This window comes from Pseudarthrobacter sp. HLT1-3 (assembly GCF_059383535.1).
On record NZ_JBWZCJ010000033.1, the window covers coordinates 6,689 to 27,544 of the forward strand.

The window sequence follows — 20,856 nt, forward strand, 5'->3', positions numbered from 1 at the left end:
CCCTGCTCGACTTGGCTGGCGTCATACCAGCGGCTCTCGACTATGCCGGCAACGACGTCCGCTTCCGTGTCGGTCTAGCCTTCTTGGCAGCCTTGAGGTCCTGGTTCATCCCGCCTCAAAGCGTATCTTCCTGAGGCACCAATGTGTCGAACTTGAGGCCGCTGGAGGCCTCACCTCGGCCGGTGCTTTTCCGCGCACCGTACCAGAGATGCACTCTGCCGTCTGGGCCGCGGGTACGCTGGTAGCACTGGTCGACCACCACCCCGTACCGTGGCACCACTTCTTCGTAAATGAAGTACGCCGCGGGGAAGTTCTGGCGCAGCAGCGGCGTCCGGGGCCGCACCTTCTTAGGAGTGGGGTCGTCAGGGAACACCCGCGGTAGAGCTGCGCGCTGCAGCTGGATCTCGCGGGTGCTTCCTGCGACGCGCACCGGAATCATGGGGATCCAGTGCTCGGGCACGTCTGTCATGAGGCGGTACCGCAACGGGGCAACCGGGGCTGGAGGTGGCGTCGCCGCGCCCGAGGAGTCGAAGACTCGTCTTAGGTGAGCACGGTACTCATGGGCCACCTCAGCGCCGGGACGGCTCTGGCCGCTGGGGAGCGGAACGGTCCGCTCGATCGCCCAGACCATGTTGGCTACCTCGTCGCGGACCAGAGCGACCTGCTCGACCACCCGACTTTCCTGCACCTTGGGTGCAACAGGGAGGAGCACCAGGCGCGGGGGAACGGTGGACCCGGGAGGGGCGCTGGGCTGGAACATTGACCAGGTGGCGCGTTCAGGGTGGGCGTTGTCGTCAGCGAACGGAGCGACCCAGGTCCGCTCGCCGAAGACGTTGGTGACCGCGATTCCTCTCGTCTCTGCAACGCAGCCGACCGGAAGCGTCCACGGCACAACGAACCAGTCGTTGGCGAAGTTGAGCGCGAAGTCGAGCATGAGGAGCGTGCCCAGGTCGACCTTGTCCGGGCGCACGTCTCCGAAGTTGGTGCGACGATCCTCGAAGGCCCACCAGCGGGTGCTCGGCATCCCGTCGAACAGGATGTTGGTGGGGATGAAGCTCTGGACGTCAGGATCCGGTGTCGCCGCGGGCGGCTGGGGGCCATCGAGCCGCGGCTCGTCGGGCCGCGACTCCAAGGCGAACCAGTCGAGCCGACCGTGCTGGTACTGCGGAGCGCGCATCACGACCTCCGCGGCCGACCCGTCAGGCTGGGTGGCACCGGTCTGCCCAGAGATACCGAACGTGTACTCCAGCCGGGCGGGATCCCAGGCGTCGCCGCTGTCCTCCGGCACGTGCACGAGGTTGGCGAACCAACGCGACAGGCGACCGGCCAGTGTCGTGATTGTTGCCTGCTGCGACGCCGCGGCCCCGACGCCGTCATGCGCGGCGCCGCCGGCCCGGACGTGCTCGACAAACGCGATGCCGTCCATTGCGCGACCCGCGGCGCAGCTGACGCGCTGCCAGACGTCGGCGTGCGCGCAAATGGCGGCGTCCGCCTCGTCCTCCGGGTCAGGGACGGGCACCGGCCAACGGGAGAGATACGCCGTGCTCAACATGGCCACGCTCGGGTCAGCCGCGAGGAGCTGAAGCCAGCGACGCCCCACGACCAGACGGAGATCGAGGGAGAGGTACTGGGTGCCGGTGCGCAGCGGGAGGTCCCGGCGTTCGACTCGCGGTTCGAGCGGGTCAGCGCCCGACAGGGCCCCTGAGGGATGACCATCCGGCTGATAACGGTCGATCATGCGTACGTCGACCATGCCGCGCGCCAGCACCGGCGAACCAGCGTCGTCGCCGACGAACTCCCCCATCTGCCACTGTCGCGCGAGCATCCACAGGCCGTCGCTCACCTCCGCGCGCAGGGCCCGGTCGAAATGGTGGGTTCGCGGACGACCTTCGAGCCGGTTCCATCGGGTCACAGCCGGGAACAGTCGCGAGGCGAGAGCCTCGTCGAGCTGCTGCACGATGTTTGGCTCAACCATCAGCGCGCTCTTTCAGCCAAGGATGTGTAGATGGCCACGTTGCGCAGCAGGTTATTGGAGATCGAGATCTCGGGGAACGTGTAAGCCGAGTGCGTCGCGGGCAGGAACGCTGCATAGGCCGTATCGTCGAGGTGCCGTGGCTCCAAGGCGCGTAGCTTCGCAGTGTTGAACGCGTCATTGACGCCTTCGACCAGATCCTCCCACGTCCACCTGCCATCCGCCCGCGCGGGGAGCGCCAGGAGAAATGCCTGCGGCGCCTCCGCGTTGGGTCGGTCGTAGTGGAACGCAACGCCCGTGGTCTCGTGAGTGCCAGGGACGATCTCGGTCCACTCGTCGACCATGAGTCCGGCGATCGGCTGGGTCGGGTTAAAGGACTCGGCGAAGTGCGCTGCGTAGAGCAGTCGGTCCGGGATCCGGTCGTAGGGGTGGGCAGGGGGCTTGATCTCCAGCGCCAGCCAGTTCTCACCCGGTTGGTGGGGGAGCTGGAGGGGCCGCAACTGCGGCGAGCCGACATCGGTCAATGCCTCGCTCAGCAGTACGAGGTTCTCCCAGTGCTGAAGCTTCTCCCGGACCCGGGCGATCCCGTGCATCCAGTCGTCGACAGGGAAGTCGCGCTGCGGCCCGGCAGCGTCCGTCGTGAGGTAAGTCAGCAGGCCGGCCGTCCCGTGTGCGTAGGCCAGTCCGAGCTCGGCGGTTGCCGGGCCGGTGAGGGTGATCGCGGGGACCACTACGAGGTCTTCACCGAAGAGCACCTCGGCGGCTTCGATCACGAGGGTGCCCTGCCGGTCGGGCGTGGCCGAGGCGTGCTCGGTGAGCAGCCCGGCCACCCGGTCGGTGCGGCTGATGATCTCGTCCTTCAGTTGCCGGGCGGCTGTGGCGAGCCGGGCGCGGAACGCAGCGACCGCGTCGGTCTCGGCCTTGAGGTCGAGGGGGTCGTGGTCGACCGCGGCCCAGGGCATCGCCGCCTGCACGTCCACGAGCAGTTGGTGCAGCGACGGCCGGCTCGGTTCGATCGCGTCAAGCAGGTTGCCTTGCACCGTGGTGAGGCCGTTGCGTCGGGCTTCGAGGGCGAGCCGGTGGTTCTCTAGGCTGACACCGTCGGTGATCGCCGTGCTGACCAGCACCTCCGCGGTTCGCAGCAGTTGGCGCCGCTCGTCGTCGGTAGCGGTAACCTGCAGCGCGTCGTACTCGATCAGGAGTTCGTCGAACCGGGCCAGCCGGTCGTCCCAGACCTGTAGCCGTTCCGCCACCTTGGCCACGACCGCGGCGAAGGTAGCGGCGCGCCACTGGTACGCGAACCCGGTTCCGGAACCCGGCAGACGGTAGGCCGCGAGGGGCTCGACTGTGTCGACGTACGACGCGATCAAAGCGTCAGCGGTCGTGGCCGGGTTTACAGCAGCGGTCATGAAGGCATCGAGCGCGGGCACGTGCGTAGTGAGCAACGTGGCGCTGGGGGACGAGACCCGGGAGGCGGTGACCGTGCCAGGAATCTCTGCTGCCGTTGTCGCCTCGCCATCGCGCAGGAAGTCGGTGGGGCGTAACGGACGGGAGGCCAGGACCAGCTTCCGGAGGCTTGTGAGCAGTGCCTCCAATTCAAAGAAGGTCACCTTGGCGGCTACTCGGGTTGTGTGTTTGATCGTGATGGGCTGGTTTAGGGCGACGTCGGCGGTGCGGTGGAGCCTGGCCAGGATGCGATCATCCAGGTCTCCCAGAGCCTGCCCGCCGTCGGTCTTGGCGCGGTAGAGCAGGTCGGCGGGGTGCAGCCCGAGATCGTCCTGGCTGATGAACGCTGAGGTGGCGGTGCCGGTCATCCTGTCGGTGTACGCGACTGTGCAGCCGACGTCGCTTGGGCGCGGCAGCCGGGCGGCCAGCCACGCGTTGACGCGGGGCTCGACGGACGCGAGCGGGGTGAGTGGCACAGTCGGCAGCGGGTTGGCCGGGGGAGTCGCGGCGAGGTGAATGCCCACGCGGAAGGTCAGGGTAGTCCCGGAGCGCGGCGTGCGCACGACGCCGGGCTCCGGGGGGTAGTTGCCTTTGGCGAAGGCATCGAGCGTGCCGGCGGCGCGCTCGTAGTTGCCCGACACGGCTTGGAACACCGACTCGGTGAGGCCCAGATCAGCGAGCGCGTCGTTGAGGTCACGGATGTGCTCCACTGCGGCGGTGATCGCGTCCTCCTCGCGGGGGTCAGGGCGCCGGGGGAGTGTGGCCGTGGGGAGACCGAACGGGTAGGTCGCCTGTTCGGACTTCTCCACGTGCTCGATGAGCTTCCGCCCGTCAACGACGTTGATCGCCGTGATGGACTCCTGCGCGGGTCCGTCGGTCGTGGTGGTCTTTTGGATCTGGTTGGCCGCCAACGGGAAGGCCCGGCGCATCGGGTACACCAGCGCCCGCACCTGCAGTGGGCCGTGGTCGTGGACGTGCCGCTCGAACGCGTAGCCGAGCAGCGCCCCGAGCGACTGCCCGTTGCGCATCCCTTCGAGGATTTCCAGCGCTGCGCGTACCCGGGCCGAGGATAGGTTCACGGCGAGCCGACCGCCGTGCGCCTCGTGGCCGTTGCGGAGTACGGCGGCGGTCGCGGCATGGCTCAGCGAAGGTGCGTGGATGAGGCCGAGGTTGGTGGGGTCGGTGTACAGCGGCTCTGTGTCCCTGAGGTTGATGGCTTTGTCCACGTCCGGGGGCAACGGCTTGCGATCGAGGACTTTGCCCTCGGGGCGGATCGGCTCCAGCCAGCCGTACGCGCCGACGTACAGCCCGTCCTCCGAGGACTTGACCTGATCGTCCCTCTGGGGGATGTTCGCGCGGCGCTGCGGAATGGTCCGGAGCCTGCTGAGTCCCCAGTCGGTTAGCCCGGACTTCCAGGCATCGAGACGGTGGCTCGCGGTGTCCACGTGCTCGGCGAAGAGACGCTCCAGGCGTGCGGTGGGAAGCCCGGTTAGGCGGGCGAGGGCATCCAGGTGTTCCGGTAGCGGACCCTCCAACACCGGAAGGTGCCAGATTAGGTGCTCGGCGACGGTGCGGTCGGGCCGACCGGTGACGGCCTCGTCGGGGAGCATCAGCGCGGCGTAGGTGCTCTCGCTGCCCTTTTCCATTGTCGCGACATGCACCATGGTGGGCTCCCGCAACTCTGTGCGCACGTCCTGAATGGTGCCTGCCTTGGCCTTGAGGTCTAGCGCGGCCCACCTGAACCCTTGCTGAAGGGAGTGCCGGAGCAGTAGGTACAGCAGCGCCTTCGGTGTCCTGCCTGCGTCGAACCCCTCCTCACGCTGCAGGGTGACGAAGCTGCTGGAGGCCGCGTCAATCAGCCAGGCGATGTAGTTGCGCCCGCTGGCACAGGCGCTGAGCGGTATGTGCTCCGAAAGCGGTACGTCGTCGACGACTGGGCCAGTGAGCGGTGTCTGGCGCTCATGGTAGACCTTCGCGAGGACGTCGGGGACTTCGGTTCCCGTGTAGCCGAACCGGTGCAGCAGTTCGAGCGCCTCGTTGGGTGGAAACAGGCGGAGGAACGACAGCGCCAGCGGGGTGTCCACCAGGCTCAGTTCGTGGACCTTGTGGTCGACGCTGTCGGCCAGTAGCGGGTAGTACTCCACGGACGACGGGTGCAGCCCGAGAACGTCTAGGAGCACCTGGTGCGGGTCGCCCGGATCACCGATTTTCGAAATCCGAGGAAGGAGCGCCTGCCAGTCCTTCTCGACCTTCCGGACCACGTCGAACAACCTGGCCGGGAAGCTCCGGCCCTCACCGAACCAGCCAAGCCGTTCGAAAGCGACGGTCGGGACGATCCCGTAGGGCTGGTCCCCGATCCGCAGCGAGGGAAGCGGCCCGCGGCCCATGACGTGTCGGGTAAAGAAGAGCCGCGTGTCCTCGACGGTCTGGCGTGAGAAGACCGGCGTGAGCTGGGACCCCATCAAGTAGCCGATGGTGGAGTTCCACAGAGCGATCTGCATGGCATGTGCCTCGCTCCGGTCGGCCAAGCCAGCGCCGGGGATCCGGGCGACGAGATCCGGCGAGATACCGAGGCCATCGGCGAGCCATTGGCCGTCGCGTCTCAGTAGCTGGTCGGCTTCCCGCGTGAACTGCGGCTGTTGCAGACAGAGCGCCCGAAAAGTCCGCTCGGGGTCGTCGCGCCAGGTGTAACCAGCGCCGCTCTCCTCCGTGTTGTTGGTGGGCGTGCCCTGGCGCAGGATCTCCAGACCGGGACGGCTGTAGAGGTGGTGCTCCAGGAGCCGCTCGAAGCGCTGCCGGCCCTCTTCGGCCGTGTCAGTGAGCCTTACGCCGAGTACGAGCACGCGCTCGAATCCGGATCGGGCCTGCTCCTCGGAAAGGTCGAACTGGAATGCCATCCCCACATCCACCGCCCTCTTGAAATCGAACATCCAGGCTAGGTCGTCGGGGATGACCAGTTGGTCGTCGACTGGCCGTAGCCGTTCGGCGTCAGCTGCAGAGGGATCCGGGCCGGCGATGAGGGTGGGCGGGATGGGCCTTCCGACCACCACTTTTTGGGGCTGCCCGGATGTGTCGTACCCGACGAAAACCAGTCGCTCGGGCAGGATGTCTACCCGCGCCGGACTCGACCACGAGGTTGCCCGAACCTGCAGGTCGGCGAGGTCGGCGATCTGCAGGGCCGACGTCTTTAAGGCAGCGGTGGCCCGCGTGAACGGTGGTGGCGGTGGCTCGTTGAAGTTCACCGGCCGGTAGGTCGCAGCGATGCGCTGAGCCTCGGCGGTTCCGGCGAGGCTTTCGAGGTCGTCGTAAGCTGTCTGAAGACGCGTCGGGTCGTCACCTGCCCGCCAGGCAGCTGTCCAGTAGCCCAGAGCAGCGGTCGGCACCGTCTTCGAGGAGACAATTACGAGCAGGACGTCGGTCGCGGCGTCACGGTTCTCTTTGGCGTCGGGTTGGGCCGGCTGGTACTGGCGCAGCACCCAACCGGCCCGCCCTGAACCACACGCGGCGACCAGCTCACGCCAGGCCGCTCTGTCCAGGTCGGGGTCGCCGCCCGAGCGCCACATTGCGGTCCAGAACGCCCGGCCGTTCTCGACCTCCGACTCGCTGAGAGTCGCCTCGAACGAGTCAACGAGACAGGTGTCGGGATAGACCCGCACCCACAGCTGGGGCTGACCGTGCTCCCCTTTCTTGAAGCGGGTCTCGAGTCGGAGCGGCAGGAGCAGGATGGGGGTTGAGTCGAGCTGGCTGATGGTTCGTCGTGGGTCGGTGAACTCCGCCAGACCTTCGGCGATCCGGTCGCGCACCGCGCGCTCGGCTGCGAGGAGCTGGCGAGCCTCGACGCTGGCCGCAGTGAGCTTCCTTACCTTGCGATCGGCGTGCGCGAGGCCCGTGTGCGTTGCGGTGCGCGCGGCGTCGTCGCGGCGCTGACGAGCCCGACCCAGAGCATCGTCGACGAGCAAGACGTTGACCCTGGCATCCTCAATCTTCTGCTGCTGGGCAGACTGTTGCGCCCGCAGATCATCGAACTCAGGCATCATCATCCTTCACCTTCACGAGCATCTCGGCGGCGTGCACAGCCATCATCACGGGCACCTGGAACAGGATGTACGCGATCTCCGCGGCGGTCGTGTTCGATCGCCACTGGTAGCGGTGGTCCTCGTCGTACTGCGTTCGGCCGTCGTTGCCCGAGCCCGGGTCGACCAGCGTCCGTGTGCCATCGGCTCCGGGCAACAGGCAGGTGCCCTCAGCGGTCCCCACGTCAGACCAGGCGAGCTGGTTCCAGGTGTTGATTGTGGTTCGTGGCGCGTCCTGCGGGAGGTCGAGCCCGAACCGCGGCTCACCAGGGCGCTCTTTGATTACGAAGAACCAGCCGGGGTCATCCGAGCCGTCGTCCTGCGGCCCTCCGCGTGCCTCCTCGGCGGTGAGGTCGAATCCGAAGAAATAGATGTCCGGGTCGACCTTGGCTTCGTACAGCGGCGATTTCACCACGGTTCGCGCCGGATCGCCGCCGGCGGGCAGCTCCTTGAGTCTGCGAGGCTTTGCCTTGTCAGGGGTTCCGTCGGCCTTCAGGACCCACTCAGCGCGGTGCGCGTAGATCACTGCGGTGGGGTATTTCTTGAGCAGCTCCCCGCGGATCACGAGGACGACCTCGTTCTCCTCCTCGCCACCCTGTTCCCGGTGGTCAAAGCTGCCCAGGTCCTTGTTTTTCGCCCAGATGTGCAACTCGGGGATGTCGCGCAGTACCTCCCGGAGCCGAGTGGGATCGGTGCCCGGCGCAGCGAGGTATCCGGTGATGTCCCAGAACTGACGGAAGTAGCTGCCGAGCTGGTCGGTCGGGTACTCGCGCCACAGCAGTTCGCGCGCGAACTCGTGGTTGAGGCCGATCATGTAGCTCTCGATGAACTCCTGATTGGTCTCAAGCAGAGTTATCGAGTTGACCGGGACCAGATTGAGATTCGGCACGAAGTGCTCGTCGGAGAGGCCCTTCAGTGCGAGATACATGGGCTCGTCGATCTCGGGGTAGACCATGACCTCCCCGAAATCGTCGTCGACCAGAGCGTCCTTGATTCGTGACGGGATCGCGAGGGAACCGAGGACGCGCTCGGGGATGGTCGTCATCGGGTCGAGGGCCGCCACAGTGCCCGCAGCGAGCTGGCGCAGGTCGATGGACTCGCGCACCGGCACCTCCATCGCGCGGTGAGCCACGTCGACGCTGTAGAGGTTCCGAAGGGCATCCTTGAACCGCACCGAATCGGGGCTGTCCGCGCCTCCCAGAGTGGGTCGGCCCACCGACGGCGGTGCGGCGGCTGTGAAGTCGGAGCTGGTGCCGAGATCGGCGACGGTATCGGGTCTGCGTGTCTCCGGATCGAGCGTTTGGGTTGCAGTGTGCCTGGCCAGCCGGCGGGACAGCCATCTGGCTAGGGCCAGCGCACCGGCGACCAGTACGACGGCGCCCACGAGGGCGACCACCGGCCCGATCTCCAGCAGCAGCACAGCCAGCAGCAGCGCCAGCCCGACGAGGATCCAGCGCCAGCCTGGTGTGCGGCGGAGCAGGTTCGCCAGCCAGTCCGAGAGCCCGGCGCCGGGCAGCTCCTCGGCCAGCCTTGGGCCAGTCGGGAGCGACGGCGGCACAGTCTTGGGGGGCGCGGCCGACACGTCTCCGACGTTCACGCGATCCAGCAACGCTGCCGCGGGCAGCTCGTCGGTGAACCCCGAGAGACGGGTGATCCGTGCCCGGGGCCGCAGCGCCTTGCGCATCGTTGTACCCAAGAGGGCCGGAGGGACCGTGCTCTCCTTCACTTGGTGGGCGACCGTGAGTCCGGCGGACAGCACCCGTCTCTGCACTGGCGCCGTCAGCGCAAGCAGCTGGGCGTGGCCGGCGAGCTGGAGCGGCTTCAGTTCCCGGCGGTACCAGATGTACGACGCCAACCGGGCCAGCTGTGCATACCGGATCTTGCTGTTGCCTTCGAGGACCTTGCCGACCTGCTGCCAGGCCGCCTCCATGTAGTTCTCCTGATGCTGCTGCACGACCTCGGTGCCGAAGCCAGCGGCGGTCCTGTGCCGTGGGTCGAGGTTGAGCTCGTCGACCCATTTGTTCTCGTCCTCCGGGGCCTGAGTGGGCGGTGTGAGGCGCGTCGTCCGCGAGTGCCACCGGCTGTAGAGGGGCGGCGTGATCAGCGGATCATCGTCCGTCTCAATCCCGGTGAGGGACGTGCCGGCGTTGGCCGCAGGCGCCGACTGCTGGCCATAGTCATCGCCGAGGTTCACGAATGCCGCGAGCGCGGTCTGGAACGGGTGGGGGTAGAGCCCTGGCCATTGCTCATACGCCTGGTAGTCCGCTAGGTCGTCATCGCTCAGCGTCGCCAGAGGCGCCCGCAGCGCACCGCCCAGTCGTAGGACACCGTCGCCCCGGGGGCCGAGGATAGGGGGTACGGCGGCGTGAGGGTCTAGCAGGTCGATGTCGCGCCGCCCGACTCGAGGGTCGACGGTGCGCGGTTTTAGTAGGCGGACGAGGTACTCGAAGTCACCGACCGATCCGGTGCGGAAGTACCACCGGTGGTAGACGGGGTACTCGTCGAGGGGCGCTCCTGTGCGCCCGCTGGCCCATGCCGACTGGGTGGCGTGCCCGACGTCGTCGAGCGGCCTCCCGAGGCCGGCGAGGCGTCCGGCTTCGAACGAGGGCACCACGAAAGCGTGGTAGCTGGTGTTGGCGGTGAGTCGCCGCGGGCAGATTAGGCGGGAGTCCGCGGAGTCCCGGTCGTTCCGAACGGCGGCTCCGAGCCGGGCTGCCTGGTCTGCGGCATTGGCCGGGTCGCCGCCGAGGAAGGCGTCGACGTGGACGTGTGCCCATGCCCAGGTCTTGTCGTCATTGGGGAACGCATGAGGGTTCGTTATCCGGATCGAGGGAAGCGGGCTGCCGCTCGGTGTCCCGAGGTCGTCGAACTCAGTCTGTTCCAGGACGAGCAGGGCGAGCCACGGACGCAGGCGCCTGGCGTCCAAACTGGACTTGGCTGGGGTGTAGCGCCAGCAGAAGTCCTCGTCGTAGAACTCGATGAAAGCCAGGTAGTTGCTTTCGAAGTTTGTGATGCCGGGTCTCGGCTCTGTGCGCACGATGCTGGCGTGTTCAATGCCGATGACATCGCCGGGTCCGTAGAGGTTCAGGGCCTTGTCGATCGGCGGCGATTCCGCCCGTCCTGTTCCGTCGAGCCGGTCGCCGCTGACCTTGAGGCTGACGGGTATCGACCCGCGCAACTTCACCGTGGTGTCGCCGTGGCCCTGGGTGATGTGGAGGCCGAGGCCCTGACGGGCCCAGGGCAGGAATGTGTATGACGCGATGGGGGGCTGGCTCATGCGGCTGCGTTCACCTCCGCGCTCGGGATGACGTGGAGTTGGTCGGTGAGGCCGGGGTTGGCCGCGATGGCCGCGGCTGCGTGGGCTGCCGCCTCGGCGTGGCTGGCGAAGACCGAATTCGCGGCAGCGAGCCTGTTGTCGGCTTGGAGCGCAACTGCGTACTGGTCGGGCCCGACTGTGATTTTGTCCTCGAACGGCGTGCGCTGCTTCTCCCTGGCGAGCGAAACGTCGGCCCTGCGGATCGACGAACCCTTGGCGAAGTGATTGAAAAGCGTCGGCCAGAACGTGAAGAAGGGTCGACGGACCCGCTCGTGGGCGCTGTCGACGATGATCTGCTCGTAGCGGACCGTGCGCTGGGTGGCTGGCCCACTGCCCCATGAGTCGCCTGCGGCCCCTAGGAGGATGCCTCCGTCGAGCTGTTCGTACGCCGGGAGCGAGAGCTTCGCTGCGTCGTCCATGTTCTGGAATTGGGCTTTGGCAAAGCGCTCACGCTTGGCACCCTTGAGATGCAGGGTCGCGCTGGAGGCATCCACCTTGGCGTTCTTGATGTCCCGCGCCTTCTGGTTCCCGACTTTCTCCAGCGGTATGTTGAGCGGCACTCGTCGCTGGCTGATCTCGAGCAAGCCGACCGGGTGCAGCACCAGCGAGTCCCCTTCCCCGAGCTCGCGGAGGCTGACCATGAGGCGGCCGGATGACGGCAGACCGGCCCGCCAATTCTCGAGCTTCCCGAACTCGTTGGCGAGCTCGACGAGGACGTCGATCGGCGGCAGGGTCTCGCCCCGGCGTTCACCGAACGTGACGTCGACCGGCACGTGGATGGTGTAAAACAGGAGACTGATCGAGGCGTGGCCTTTGATGTGCCAGGGGGTGGGGCCTTCGAGCGACGCCCTCAGGTGGATGCCCCAGACCCCTAGGCCGAAGACCTTGACGCAGAAGCCACACGACACCTCGACGATGAGGTAGAACGGCGAGAACCGCAGGAGCGCGTCGAAGCCGAAGCGGCCCTCGACGCTGAACGCGGAGAACCCGAAGAATGCCTCGGCATGGGCGCCGGCCTGCACTGTGTTCGAAGTGACGGCGAAATAGGCGTCGACGCGGACCCGGGCCCAACTCTCGTTGATCAGCGACAGTGCGATGCGGTTAGGAGACGGGAAGGGTAGGGGCGGTGGGGCGAACTGGGGATGGAAGCCTCCCACCGACAACACGAAGTTCGGGTTGTCGCTGTAGTCCATAAGCAAGCCCATCTGGCCATCGAGCGTGATGAAGAGGACACGCGACTCGTACAGCGAGGCGAAGAACCAGATCCGGCGTTTGTCGAACTCTGGGACACCGAGGAAGCTCACTTGGAGGAGCATCACGGCTGCTTCCTCAGTCGGTAGCGTGACCCGGATCCGGCCGAGGATGGCGACGTTCCCGGGGATCTCGATAACGACGCCCAGGGATACCGAGATCAGCCGGGGCGTGCCCCACCCGATCTTCGCCATCGGCGCGATCAGGAACGTGCCGTTCCTCGGGGGGAAGATCGCCTGGAGGTCGCTGAGGATCCGAGGGGCGTTGTCGATGACGTTGGTCGGGAAGAGGATGCCGTTGATGGCGCCGGTGCGGATCCCCTGAACGAGCGGTTCCAGGAACATGCCGCGGTTGAGCCCAAGTAAGCCGCCGACCCCCAGCAGGGTGAATCCATAGCCGAGCTGCAAGCCTGGGTTGAACTCGGAAGTGATAATGACGAGAAGGGAGAAGCCCGTGGCTCCGTCGGGCAGCTTCGTGCTAATCAGGCCGACGGCCTTGAGAGACAGGAAGTTGGCGACGGTGAGCTCGATAGCGCCTGTGTACTCGCCCTTGGCCACGTCGAAAGACAAATAGCCCCCGCCCTGAACGACTCCCGCGTTGATCGCGAGCCCGACACCGTCCGGCGGGCGGAACCTCATCGCGAGGTTGACCGGCCCCAGATTGCCCTTACGGTCGGGCGGGAAGGTGAACACGGCCTGTACGCCGACGTTTTCGACCACTATCCTCATCACGGACAGGTCGCTCCTGATGGTGGCCGCCATCTCTACGGGGAGCTCGCCGTTGCCGAACCTCACAGCCAGGAGCGCTGACACGACCTCGACCGACCCGAGCTGGATGTGCGCAGGGATGACGACCTCGAGGCCGCTGCTGCCCCCGAAGTACAGACCCTGAGTGGTCGAGAAGCCCACGGTTAGGTCGGTGGAGACGGACAGGCCGCCCCCGGGGAGCAAAGCCCTCAGGAAATTGTCGGCGTCTGGGCCGGGCTTGATGACAAGCTTAGCGCCGGCGACCTCGAACTCGGTGAAGACCTCAAAGCTGCCGCCGGAGCCGAATCTCGTCCCGAAGAGCAACGGGGCGCCGGTGACCTCGAAACGTGAAGCGCCGGCGGATCCGAAGATCACAGTCGGTTCCGTGTCACCACCTGTAACAAGGGCGATGGTCAGCGTCCCCTCGGCAGGGGCAACCGACGCTTCATCGACACCGACCTTCACGTCGATTCCGTCCGGACGCACGATGGCACCCACCCCGCTATCCAGCCCGAGGGTCCCGCCGACTACAAAGGTGAGTTCGGAGCTGAGAGGAAAGCCCCCAACGAATCCGGCCGTGCCGTATGGTAGGACCGCAAAACCAGGCTTCTGCGTCGTGGTCTTTGGCATCAGAACGAGGCCCACGCCGGCTTCGAGCTGACTGCCTAACACGCTACGGAACAGCACCATCCGCACCATGTTGCTGGCGACCCGGCCGACCACGTTCTGGTTGAGCGTGGTCATGCTTTGCTGGTCAAGCGGGGCGGAGCGCACCGCGAGACCCCACGCATCGAGCAGGCCGGCCACGGCTCGCTGTAAGTCCTGGCCGTGGAAGTCGTCTGTGTCCCACGCGTAGGCGTTCTTGAGGAAAGTCAGCTGGTCGTCCAAGATAAGTCCGAGATCGTCGTAGGCGACCTCGCGGCTCACGTAGGCGACCCTGCCAGCCGCCGCAGGACGGGCTTCCAGCCGTAGCACGCCCATAGCAAGCAGGGCATATCCCCAACGAGCCTGGTTGCTCAGCAGGTACTCACAAACCAAGTAATCCATGAGCTGGCGGGGAAACTCGGCAGCGAATACGGCCGGCAGGGCGGCGCCGGAGAGTTCGGAGATGGCGGTGACCACCGTGCGGATGCCGTTGACCAGACTGCCGAAATCGGGGTCCGCCGTGCCGTACTCGGGGCCGAGGGCCAAGTTATAGATGTGCTCGGCAGGTGCCCGCAACGCCATCAGCTCTGCAGGCGGTGGGCTCATAACCCATCCGAATCGCAACAGGAACTCCTCCATGGCGTCTGGTGAGGAAGTCGCGTTCACCAGGGGCTTCATGGCTTTTCCGAGCTCGGCAAGCAGCTCGTTGATGACGTCGCCTGCCATCAGGCCCTCCCGAAGTAGCGGTTGCTCGTTTCGTCGAAACCGGTCGTGACCGCTTCGTATCCGCTGTCCTTCGTGGGCCAGAAATTGCAGATGAGACGCTTCGGCGAGCTCGACAGGTCAAGGATCGGTTCGAGGACGGTGTAGTCGAAACGGCGGCCATTCGCAACGAGATTCCCTGGGTACACGGTGCTGGATTCGAATTCCCAGAGGTGACCCTGGAAGAAGGCGTCGAAGTCCGCATAGTCGGCGCGCTCGTAAACCGGCCATGGATGTTCGCTCTTCATTTTCGGTTGGTCCAGCAGATGCGCGTGCAATGCTGCTTCTTGTTGTCCCTGGCCGACGGGGTTCGGCGGAGTCGTAGGGGTGAAGTCCACACGGTACGTCTGCAACTCCGATCGGAACTCTCGTTCAATCGTTATGACCCGTTTGCCACCGACGGGCACAATTCCCAGCCAGACCCGGACAGGGTCTGACCAGGTCCGCTTGGCGCTGGCGAACTTCTGACTCTTAGGAAGCCGACTCTCGTGTGGAATCCACCCGTTCCATTCGGTGTCCTCGACAGCCGAACCGTCGGCGTATGTGAAGTCGTCGCGGTCCACGAACGCCTTCACAAGGGCCTCACGATTTGCGAACCCGCGGTAGCTGTCTCGTCGGACTTTGGTCGCGGTTGTCCGCACGACCCACTCCTGCGCCATGAACTCGTAGACACCGTCACCGACAACGTCCGTGAGGCCATGGAAGTGCTTGGGAGCGGTGACGTTGATATGGTCGCCCAGCGCCTGCTTCAACTTCGTTAGATACGGGGATCGCGGCGCGCGTGATTTGTCGAATCGGTCTCGACCCACGTTGCATCCCTTGAAATGGAGGCTGTGGGTGATCCCCGCTGCAGGAGTGTAGCCGATCTGATCGTCGCGGATACTTACTGAGTGCGCGGGGAACTGAATCGTGTCTTCGAGCGTCTCGTATTCTGTCTGTGGCGTCAGTTTTTTGTCCTCCGGGTTGACATGCCCTGGGAACATCGGGATAAATATGTAGCCCTCGCTGCTGGCGTGCGCGCCGATCAGTAGGTTGCCCCACGGCTTAACGACCTTCAAATCAGGGTTGGGATCGTTCCCATCCACGTCGAGATCGAGGATGAAGTCCCGGACTGTGGCGCTGTCGGGTCGCAGAGTGACCTTCGGAGTGCGGCGTTCCAGAAACGCGCGAACCCGGTCGTCTTGGTCTTTCTTCCCGGGGACAAACCCGTAATCCATTCGTCCCCCTGAGAGACAGGCTGTTGAGTGCCGGCCAACGGTGGAATGGACACAGTGTGGCAGAGCTCACACGAAAACTCCAGACCCCAGAAGAATTGGCCGTCCGTGCTTCCTGTTGGAGACTCGTCCAGCGTTCGACTGCAAGCAGGGGACGGGGCGGAGATCGAAGCCGGCATTGATTGTGTTGATCCCAGTGCCTGTCCAGATGCTGGCATTGCCTGAGTCGCCTGCGGGAAATTCCTGCCTGTGTCACTAACCATGGTGTCGTCTCCGCCGCCGCTGATGACGTCGTTTCCGGGACCGCGTGATCCCGGCGCCACGCCTCCCGTGCAATGGCAGGCTTTTCGCTGATCAGGATCGGCAACACGCCAACCCTACGAAGAACGAGGGGACTCTAACCCGCGCTGCTCGAGGGGGCCGCCTTACAGCTGTGGGATAACTAGTTCTCCCACTCGGGGTTTTCCGGCCCGATTCAAACGGCCATCCACAACTCGTATATGACCTGAGCAGGCCTGGCAGTCACGTGATGAGCGGCTGTTGTCTTGAGAAACCTGCGGCGCTACCGTTACTAGGCGCTACCGTTACTACCCAGACGTGTACTGCTGGGAAGGTCAACTTCCGAAAAGAGTGCGATGACGATGGCATTTCTGAACCGCCTCTGGATTATCCATACCACGTCGATGGCTGCTGACGCCGACACCGAAGACAGTTTCCGGCTCCTGGTACGAAAGCCGGTGTTCGGTTATCCCTTGGCTGTCGACGTGCCGTTTCCCCGGTTAGATCATGACGCGCGTGAGCGCGGCAGGACGGACGAGTATCTATTCCATCTGGGCGTAGCTGAAATCGACCTACCCCGTCTATCGGGCAGAGAGATCCGCATCCGTATTCAGGGTCGGGACGCATGGCTTCCCGAATCCATTTGGGTCATCGGCCAGGACAGTGAAGGTAAGCACCGCCTAGTGGTGGCAATACCGAAATGGCCAAGCGATCGCTGGTTCAGCGGAGCATCGGCTGAAGGACAAGCGGAGTGGCCTCTTGGCTAAGGCGCAAGGGAATGCCCTTCGAGGGAGGACACTCCCTTGGCCCTTTGCGGAGGCTCAGGATTCTTGAAATCCACGTCGTAGCCGCCGATACGGCGCGCAGCCGCGCCATACACGTGGTGCTGGGCGTAGGGCCGATGAGGCCACCGAAGCCGGTCGCAGGGAGCTGGAAGAACGGGAGCGGGCACATCAACTGGCCGCCCGTGGGCAGAAACTACTGGCCGTTGACAGGGACTTCGGGACAAGCTCAGAAGCCTGAGCTTTCCCTGTACGGACGGGCAGCAATGACAGGCCTGGTAAGCGCTTGCGGCACCCAAGTCCTGCGCAGGGCTGCCTGACCACCTATCAGACCGGAAAGGACTTGAGCGGAATTCCACATGAGCCGGTCCTAGGGAACGTACAGAGGATTTCCGAATCGCGCCGGGAGCACAAGGGACCGTTTGACTTGTCTATGGCCTGCACAACCCTACTGCTGCTAACGCGGAATGACTTGGGGGACTGCCCCCGGTTCTGCTGACTCCTTGACCTAGCGAGCTAGTGCTCGCGGAAGGATGTTGACCATTTCGACGGCTTATGGAGCGGAGTTCCGCCAGTACGTTATTGATGTGGCCCGCAAGGGCGAGGCGCCGCTGGCGCGGATCCAAGCTCTGTGGAGCCAGAATTTTGCTCTTCCTCGGAGTCGTGGGGCTCCGACGGTGCGGCTATCTGCGGGGCTTCGGTAAGGGCCAAGCCGACCAGGCCACCCAAGCCAATGCCCCCGCGACTAGCCCCGTCAAGAAATTCGACCATGGAAAAAAGCCCGACAAGGGATAACGGCTGCTTAGGTGCAGCCGGATAAAAAGGGTCCCCGCCCCGCTAAATGGCGAGAGCGGGGATCTGTCTTGTCCGGCTGGTTGGCCGGAGGGTACTAACGGCCAGCACTGTTCGATGCGCGCCTTGTTCTCGTCGTCCGCTTTCGCTCACATCTCGAACAGGCCGTAGGTAAATCCAGCGGCATGGTTCCGCCAGGCAGGCACAACTAGCAAAGGAGATCGGTCGCGTACGCGCGGACTTCGGGGCAGTAGGAGTTGGTGTCCATGCCTGAGGATTCCATGCCGCTCATGTGTGACGCAGTGCAGGAAAAACTGCCCGGCGACTACCTGAGTGGCATTGTTATGTCCGGGCGGCGGCGGACACGGGCGACGACGAAGCTTATGCTGCCTCATGTAGGGCGGGACGGTAAGAGCCCGCTGGCCCTTCGGTATCTCAGGCGCCTGATATGACGGTTACCAGCGGTCGACCGATAGGGTCGAAGCCGTATTTTTGAACTGGCGGCGCGAATGCTGCATTTGCGAAGGCCAAGTAGGCAAGTGGGTGGCGTTCAAAGTCCGCGTGCTGTCGCGTGTCATAGTACGTTTTCTGACCGATGTCGACGGCGCGTCCGAGAATTGGCACAAATTTGAACAGACTTACAAGTGGCGAATTCACCACTTTGCCGACACGCGCCTCGAACAAGTAGGCGCTCACCTGCTTCGTCCGTTCCCGCACGTCGTCTTCCAACCGGTCCATTAATTGCTGGCGCTTCACAGGATCATCGAGATCGGCCATTTCCTGGAACTGATCTTCAATGTAGCGCCGGAACTGGGGAAGCAGATTGCCATGTCGGTCACGAAACCGGACCACGTCTTCGACGCTCATCGGGCCCTCGGGAACCGGAAGGATGGCCGGAAGAGCAATGGAATAGATCTCCGCAAGCTGAAGCTGTCCGCGGATGCGAAGTTCAACCTTGATTTCCTGGTCATTGGCTATCGGCCTAAGGCCGGACAAAAGGGCGAGGGTTGAGGGTTCGTCATCCGTGACGGGGACCCAGCGTTCGGGGTAGGCCCCTGTCTGGCGGCTCCACTGATGCTTGTCCGCTGCTTCGCAGAGGCTGAGAGCCAAAGCAGCCATGATCTCCGCCGCACAGGACTCTTCAACCAGCACCCAGTCCGCATTTTCGATTTCCGCGAGCCCGTCGTTCGGGAGCGAGAGGAAGCAGTTCCCGTAAACAAATTTATCCATGTGAACGCGTGCGACGTTGCCCATTTGGAAGTTGTTTCGACGCCGCTGAAGCTCCTCGGGCTCGTGAGACTCCACGAATCGTTGGAAGTTCCCGCCAAAGTGCTTCTCAGCCTCACGGGGCGCTATCTGATCGAGCAGTCCGCTGCGGATGAGCTTCAGGGTAAAGGGGTCGTGGCGTTCTGGTCCGTCCATGTAGACCGTCGGGGTGATGGTGGCGACCGAATCCCAGTACAGAAGTGTCCGCGTCCACCACGCGTTGTTGGGGACGCGGATAAAGGGGTAGTAAAGAGCACCCTGCATCCCCACAGACTATCGGGGCGGCAGAGGCTTGGCCATGCTCCGTGGCAACCCACATTCAGGATCCTGCTGCGGCGCAGGGCCCCAGGGGTCCTGGCCGCCCAAAGGAGCCCCAGCTGTTGCGCAGGAAATCGCACTGGGAGTACCAAGAGGCTGCTCCGGAAGCGCGCCGGGAGCGTAAAGGACCATTTAGTTTGTCCATGACCAGGCGCATCCGGTCGGCTGCTACCGCGCAAATAGGCAGGCGCGAAAATAGTCCTCGGGACCAGATAGCTTGTCCATCTACAGTTGTGGTGTTGTTCCTGTTCTGAACCACTACGCACTTCCGGCCGCAATGCACTTCGCCAGCAGCAACCTGGAGCTAATAACCCTGAAACGGCCTCGTACGCTCAAGCATGCGAGGCCGTTTCGTCTCTTCGACTGGATAGGGGCCCGATTACGTTTTCCTCAGCCGCTTCTCCAGTTCTGAGAACAAGGGCCATTGCTTTAGTTCCAAAGGATGGAGACTGGTTCTGAGCAGGGATTCCACAACCTCGGGTGCTGCGTAATGGCCCTTAAGGCCGAGGTGCTTTACCAGAACGGGGGGCTACGTCGTGTCCGCGCCCAAGTTGTCCAGGCTTCCCAAGCATTTCTATATAAGAATTGGCTTGGCTCGTCAGTTCCTCGATCGAATGTTCACGTTCCGCTTTGGGAATCTTGGAAACACAACGCTGGACCAGTTCTGAGGTGGCGATGCTGATTGAACTCTTTCAAAATGTGCAAGCGTCCGCGGGATTCGCGGTGGCTTTGATTCCGTATTGATGAAGCGCAATGCGTACGGCCGCGATCACACCGAGTGCGGGTCCCATGACGTTGTAGAGGTCGGCTGCCGAAGGAGACTCGGGCTGTCCTAATGCTAAAGAAAAGAAGCGCTTCAAGGGTCCGGCCTGCAATGCGTAATGCTCTATTGAAGGAAAGTCGGTAACTAAAAGGTAGTCTCTTTTAATCGGTTGCGGCCCAAGAACCGTTGTCCAATCTGCATCGACAATGACCACAAACTGACGGAGTCCACGTCCAAGTAGCGTTTCCAGCTCTGATGAGAGAGTTACGGCCTTCGCCCTTTCTCCATGGTCAGTCGAGTACTTTTTGGTCTGTTCCCGAGGAATGAAAACCCTGTCGCCCACGGCGACTGCGAAGTAGCTGCCACTAAAGCGGGCCCTGCACGGTAGATTGTGCAGGGCTCGCTTCGTGAGCTTAGTTCATGGTGTGACGACAAGTCGATTACGATCACGTCGGTTTCGGTCCTAAACGCTCCGCTGCCGAAGGGTGGATCCTTCGTGACCGGAGGAACACGCGGGGAGCACCTCACGCCGGGATGGGACGGCCCGGTCGCCACCGGGCACGCCTGTGCACACACGCTGAACGAGCCACGCCGTTGAGCTGTGCCAAGGGGTCGCGGTACCCAAGGTCTGCCCGAACGGGCGGGATGCTTCGAAGTTTCCAGGGGAGCATAGACGAGTGACCCATGCGCATCACTATCACGGTCCCCCTGCCGACCGCGTCCGCGTGCCGGAGCGTACCGCCTCGGGCCAAACGGCTCCGTCTTCGGTGGCGGCGGCGAACTCGCCGCTAGCTCTCCAACGAAGCGCTGGCAATTCGGCAGCGGCGGTGAGTTCGCTGCTAGCTCTCCAACAAAGCGCCGGCAACTCGGCCGTCGCTGCTGTCGTTACCGGGACCCTCCAGCGCGTCGTGGGCCCATACAACCCCGAATTCATTGCCCGCCAGCTGCACGAGGCGATGGCCGGCATCGGCACCGACGAGGAAGCCATCTTCGCGGCGCTAAGCGGAGTCTCGCGAGGGGAACTCCCCCAGATCGAAGCGGAGTATCGACGGATCACTCACCGCAACTTGCGTGATGACCTTCGCGATGAACTGTCCGACGGCGACTTCAGCCACATCGCCGCCTATCCCCTGTGTGTCAGGCTCTTGTGTGACAGGTTTGCTGTCGCCCGCGGCCTGGCGTGCGGGGCGGGGAAAGGTCCGTGATGGATTTTGTTATTCCTTCCCGTGTC

9 protein-coding genes are annotated in these 20,856 nt (G+C 64.2%); 2 read left to right on the forward strand and 7 right to left on the reverse strand.

Going from position 1 to position 20,856, the window contains the following annotated elements; translation table 11 throughout:
- Positions 1-115: 115 nt before the first annotated feature.
- From AC50X9_RS19585 to AC50X9_RS19605, 5 genes are read right to left on the reverse strand one after another with little or no spacing between them, the layout of a single operon-like run.
- Complete coding sequence (locus tag AC50X9_RS19585; protein WP_494896412.1) at positions 116-1,975, reverse strand: hypothetical protein; 1,860 nt, start codon at positions 1,973-1,975, stop codon at positions 116-118.
- Entirely contained in the window at positions 1,975-7,458 is a 5,484-nt protein-coding gene (locus tag AC50X9_RS19590) for a hypothetical protein (RefSeq protein ID WP_494896414.1), read from the reverse strand. The genes AC50X9_RS19585 and AC50X9_RS19590 overlap by 1 nt, the downstream gene beginning before the upstream one ends.
- Positions 7,445-10,768 carry a hypothetical protein gene (locus tag AC50X9_RS19595; protein WP_494896415.1) on the reverse strand — a complete coding sequence of 1,108 codons (3,324 nt, stop codon included), beginning with the start codon at positions 10,766-10,768 and terminating at the stop codon, positions 7,445-7,447. Before AC50X9_RS19595 ends, AC50X9_RS19590 begins: the two co-directional genes overlap by 14 nt.
- Positions 10,765-14,175, reverse strand: coding sequence for a DUF6603 domain-containing protein (locus AC50X9_RS19600; protein WP_494896417.1), 3,411 nt, complete (start codon positions 14,173-14,175; stop codon positions 10,765-10,767). Before AC50X9_RS19600 ends, AC50X9_RS19595 begins: the two co-directional genes overlap by 4 nt.
- Positions 14,175-15,428, reverse strand: coding sequence for a hypothetical protein (locus AC50X9_RS19605; RefSeq protein WP_494896419.1), 1,254 nt, complete (start codon positions 15,426-15,428; stop codon positions 14,175-14,177). Before AC50X9_RS19605 ends, AC50X9_RS19600 begins: the two co-directional genes overlap by 1 nt.
- A 632-nt stretch (positions 15,429-16,060) precedes the next feature.
- On the opposite strand from AC50X9_RS19605, the gene AC50X9_RS19610 reads away from it, so the two are divergent.
- Entirely contained in the window at positions 16,061-16,471 is a 411-nt protein-coding gene (locus AC50X9_RS19610; protein WP_494896421.1) for a hypothetical protein, read from the forward strand.
- Positions 16,472-17,713: 1,242 nt separating this feature from the next.
- Here AC50X9_RS19610 and AC50X9_RS19615 read toward each other — a convergent pair.
- Complete coding sequence (locus tag AC50X9_RS19615) at positions 17,714-18,808, reverse strand: hypothetical protein (RefSeq protein WP_494896425.1); 1,095 nt, start codon at positions 18,806-18,808, stop codon at positions 17,714-17,716.
- A 746-nt stretch (positions 18,809-19,554) separates the two neighbouring features.
- Positions 19,555-19,839: a hypothetical protein gene (locus AC50X9_RS19620; protein WP_494896427.1), complete on the reverse strand. Its 285-nt coding sequence runs from the start codon at positions 19,837-19,839 to the stop codon at positions 19,555-19,557.
- 613 nt (positions 19,840-20,452) lie between these two features.
- Between AC50X9_RS19620 and AC50X9_RS19625 the strand changes: the two genes are divergently transcribed.
- A complete protein-coding gene (locus AC50X9_RS19625; protein ID WP_494896429.1) occupies positions 20,453-20,830 on the forward strand; it encodes an annexin in 378 nt (125 codons plus the stop codon).
- Positions 20,831-20,856: the final 26 nt, after the last annotated feature.

Excerpts from the sequence above, each read along its gene's own strand:
- AC50X9_RS19590 (WP_494896414.1), bottom strand. The coding sequence starts at position 7,458 with ATGATGATGCCTGAGTTCGATGATCTGCGGGCGCAACAGTCTGCCCAG.
- AC50X9_RS19610 (WP_494896421.1), top strand. The coding sequence starts at position 16,061 with ATGACGATGGCATTTCTGAACCGCCTCTGGATTATCCATACCACGTCG.
- AC50X9_RS19615 (WP_494896425.1), bottom strand. The coding sequence starts at position 18,808 with ATGCAGGGTGCTCTTTACTACCCCTTTATCCGCGTCCCCAACAACGCG.
- AC50X9_RS19595 (WP_494896415.1), bottom strand. The coding sequence starts at position 10,768 with ATGAGCCAGCCCCCCATCGCGTCATACACATTCCTGCCCTGGGCCCGT.
- AC50X9_RS19600 (WP_494896417.1), bottom strand. The coding sequence starts at position 14,175 with ATGGCAGGCGACGTCATCAACGAGCTGCTTGCCGAGCTCGGAAAAGCC.
- AC50X9_RS19585 (WP_494896412.1), bottom strand. The coding sequence starts at position 1,975 with ATGGTTGAGCCAAACATCGTGCAGCAGCTCGACGAGGCTCTCGCCTCG.
- AC50X9_RS19605 (WP_494896419.1), bottom strand. The coding sequence starts at position 15,428 with ATGGATTACGGGTTTGTCCCCGGGAAGAAAGACCAAGACGACCGGGTT.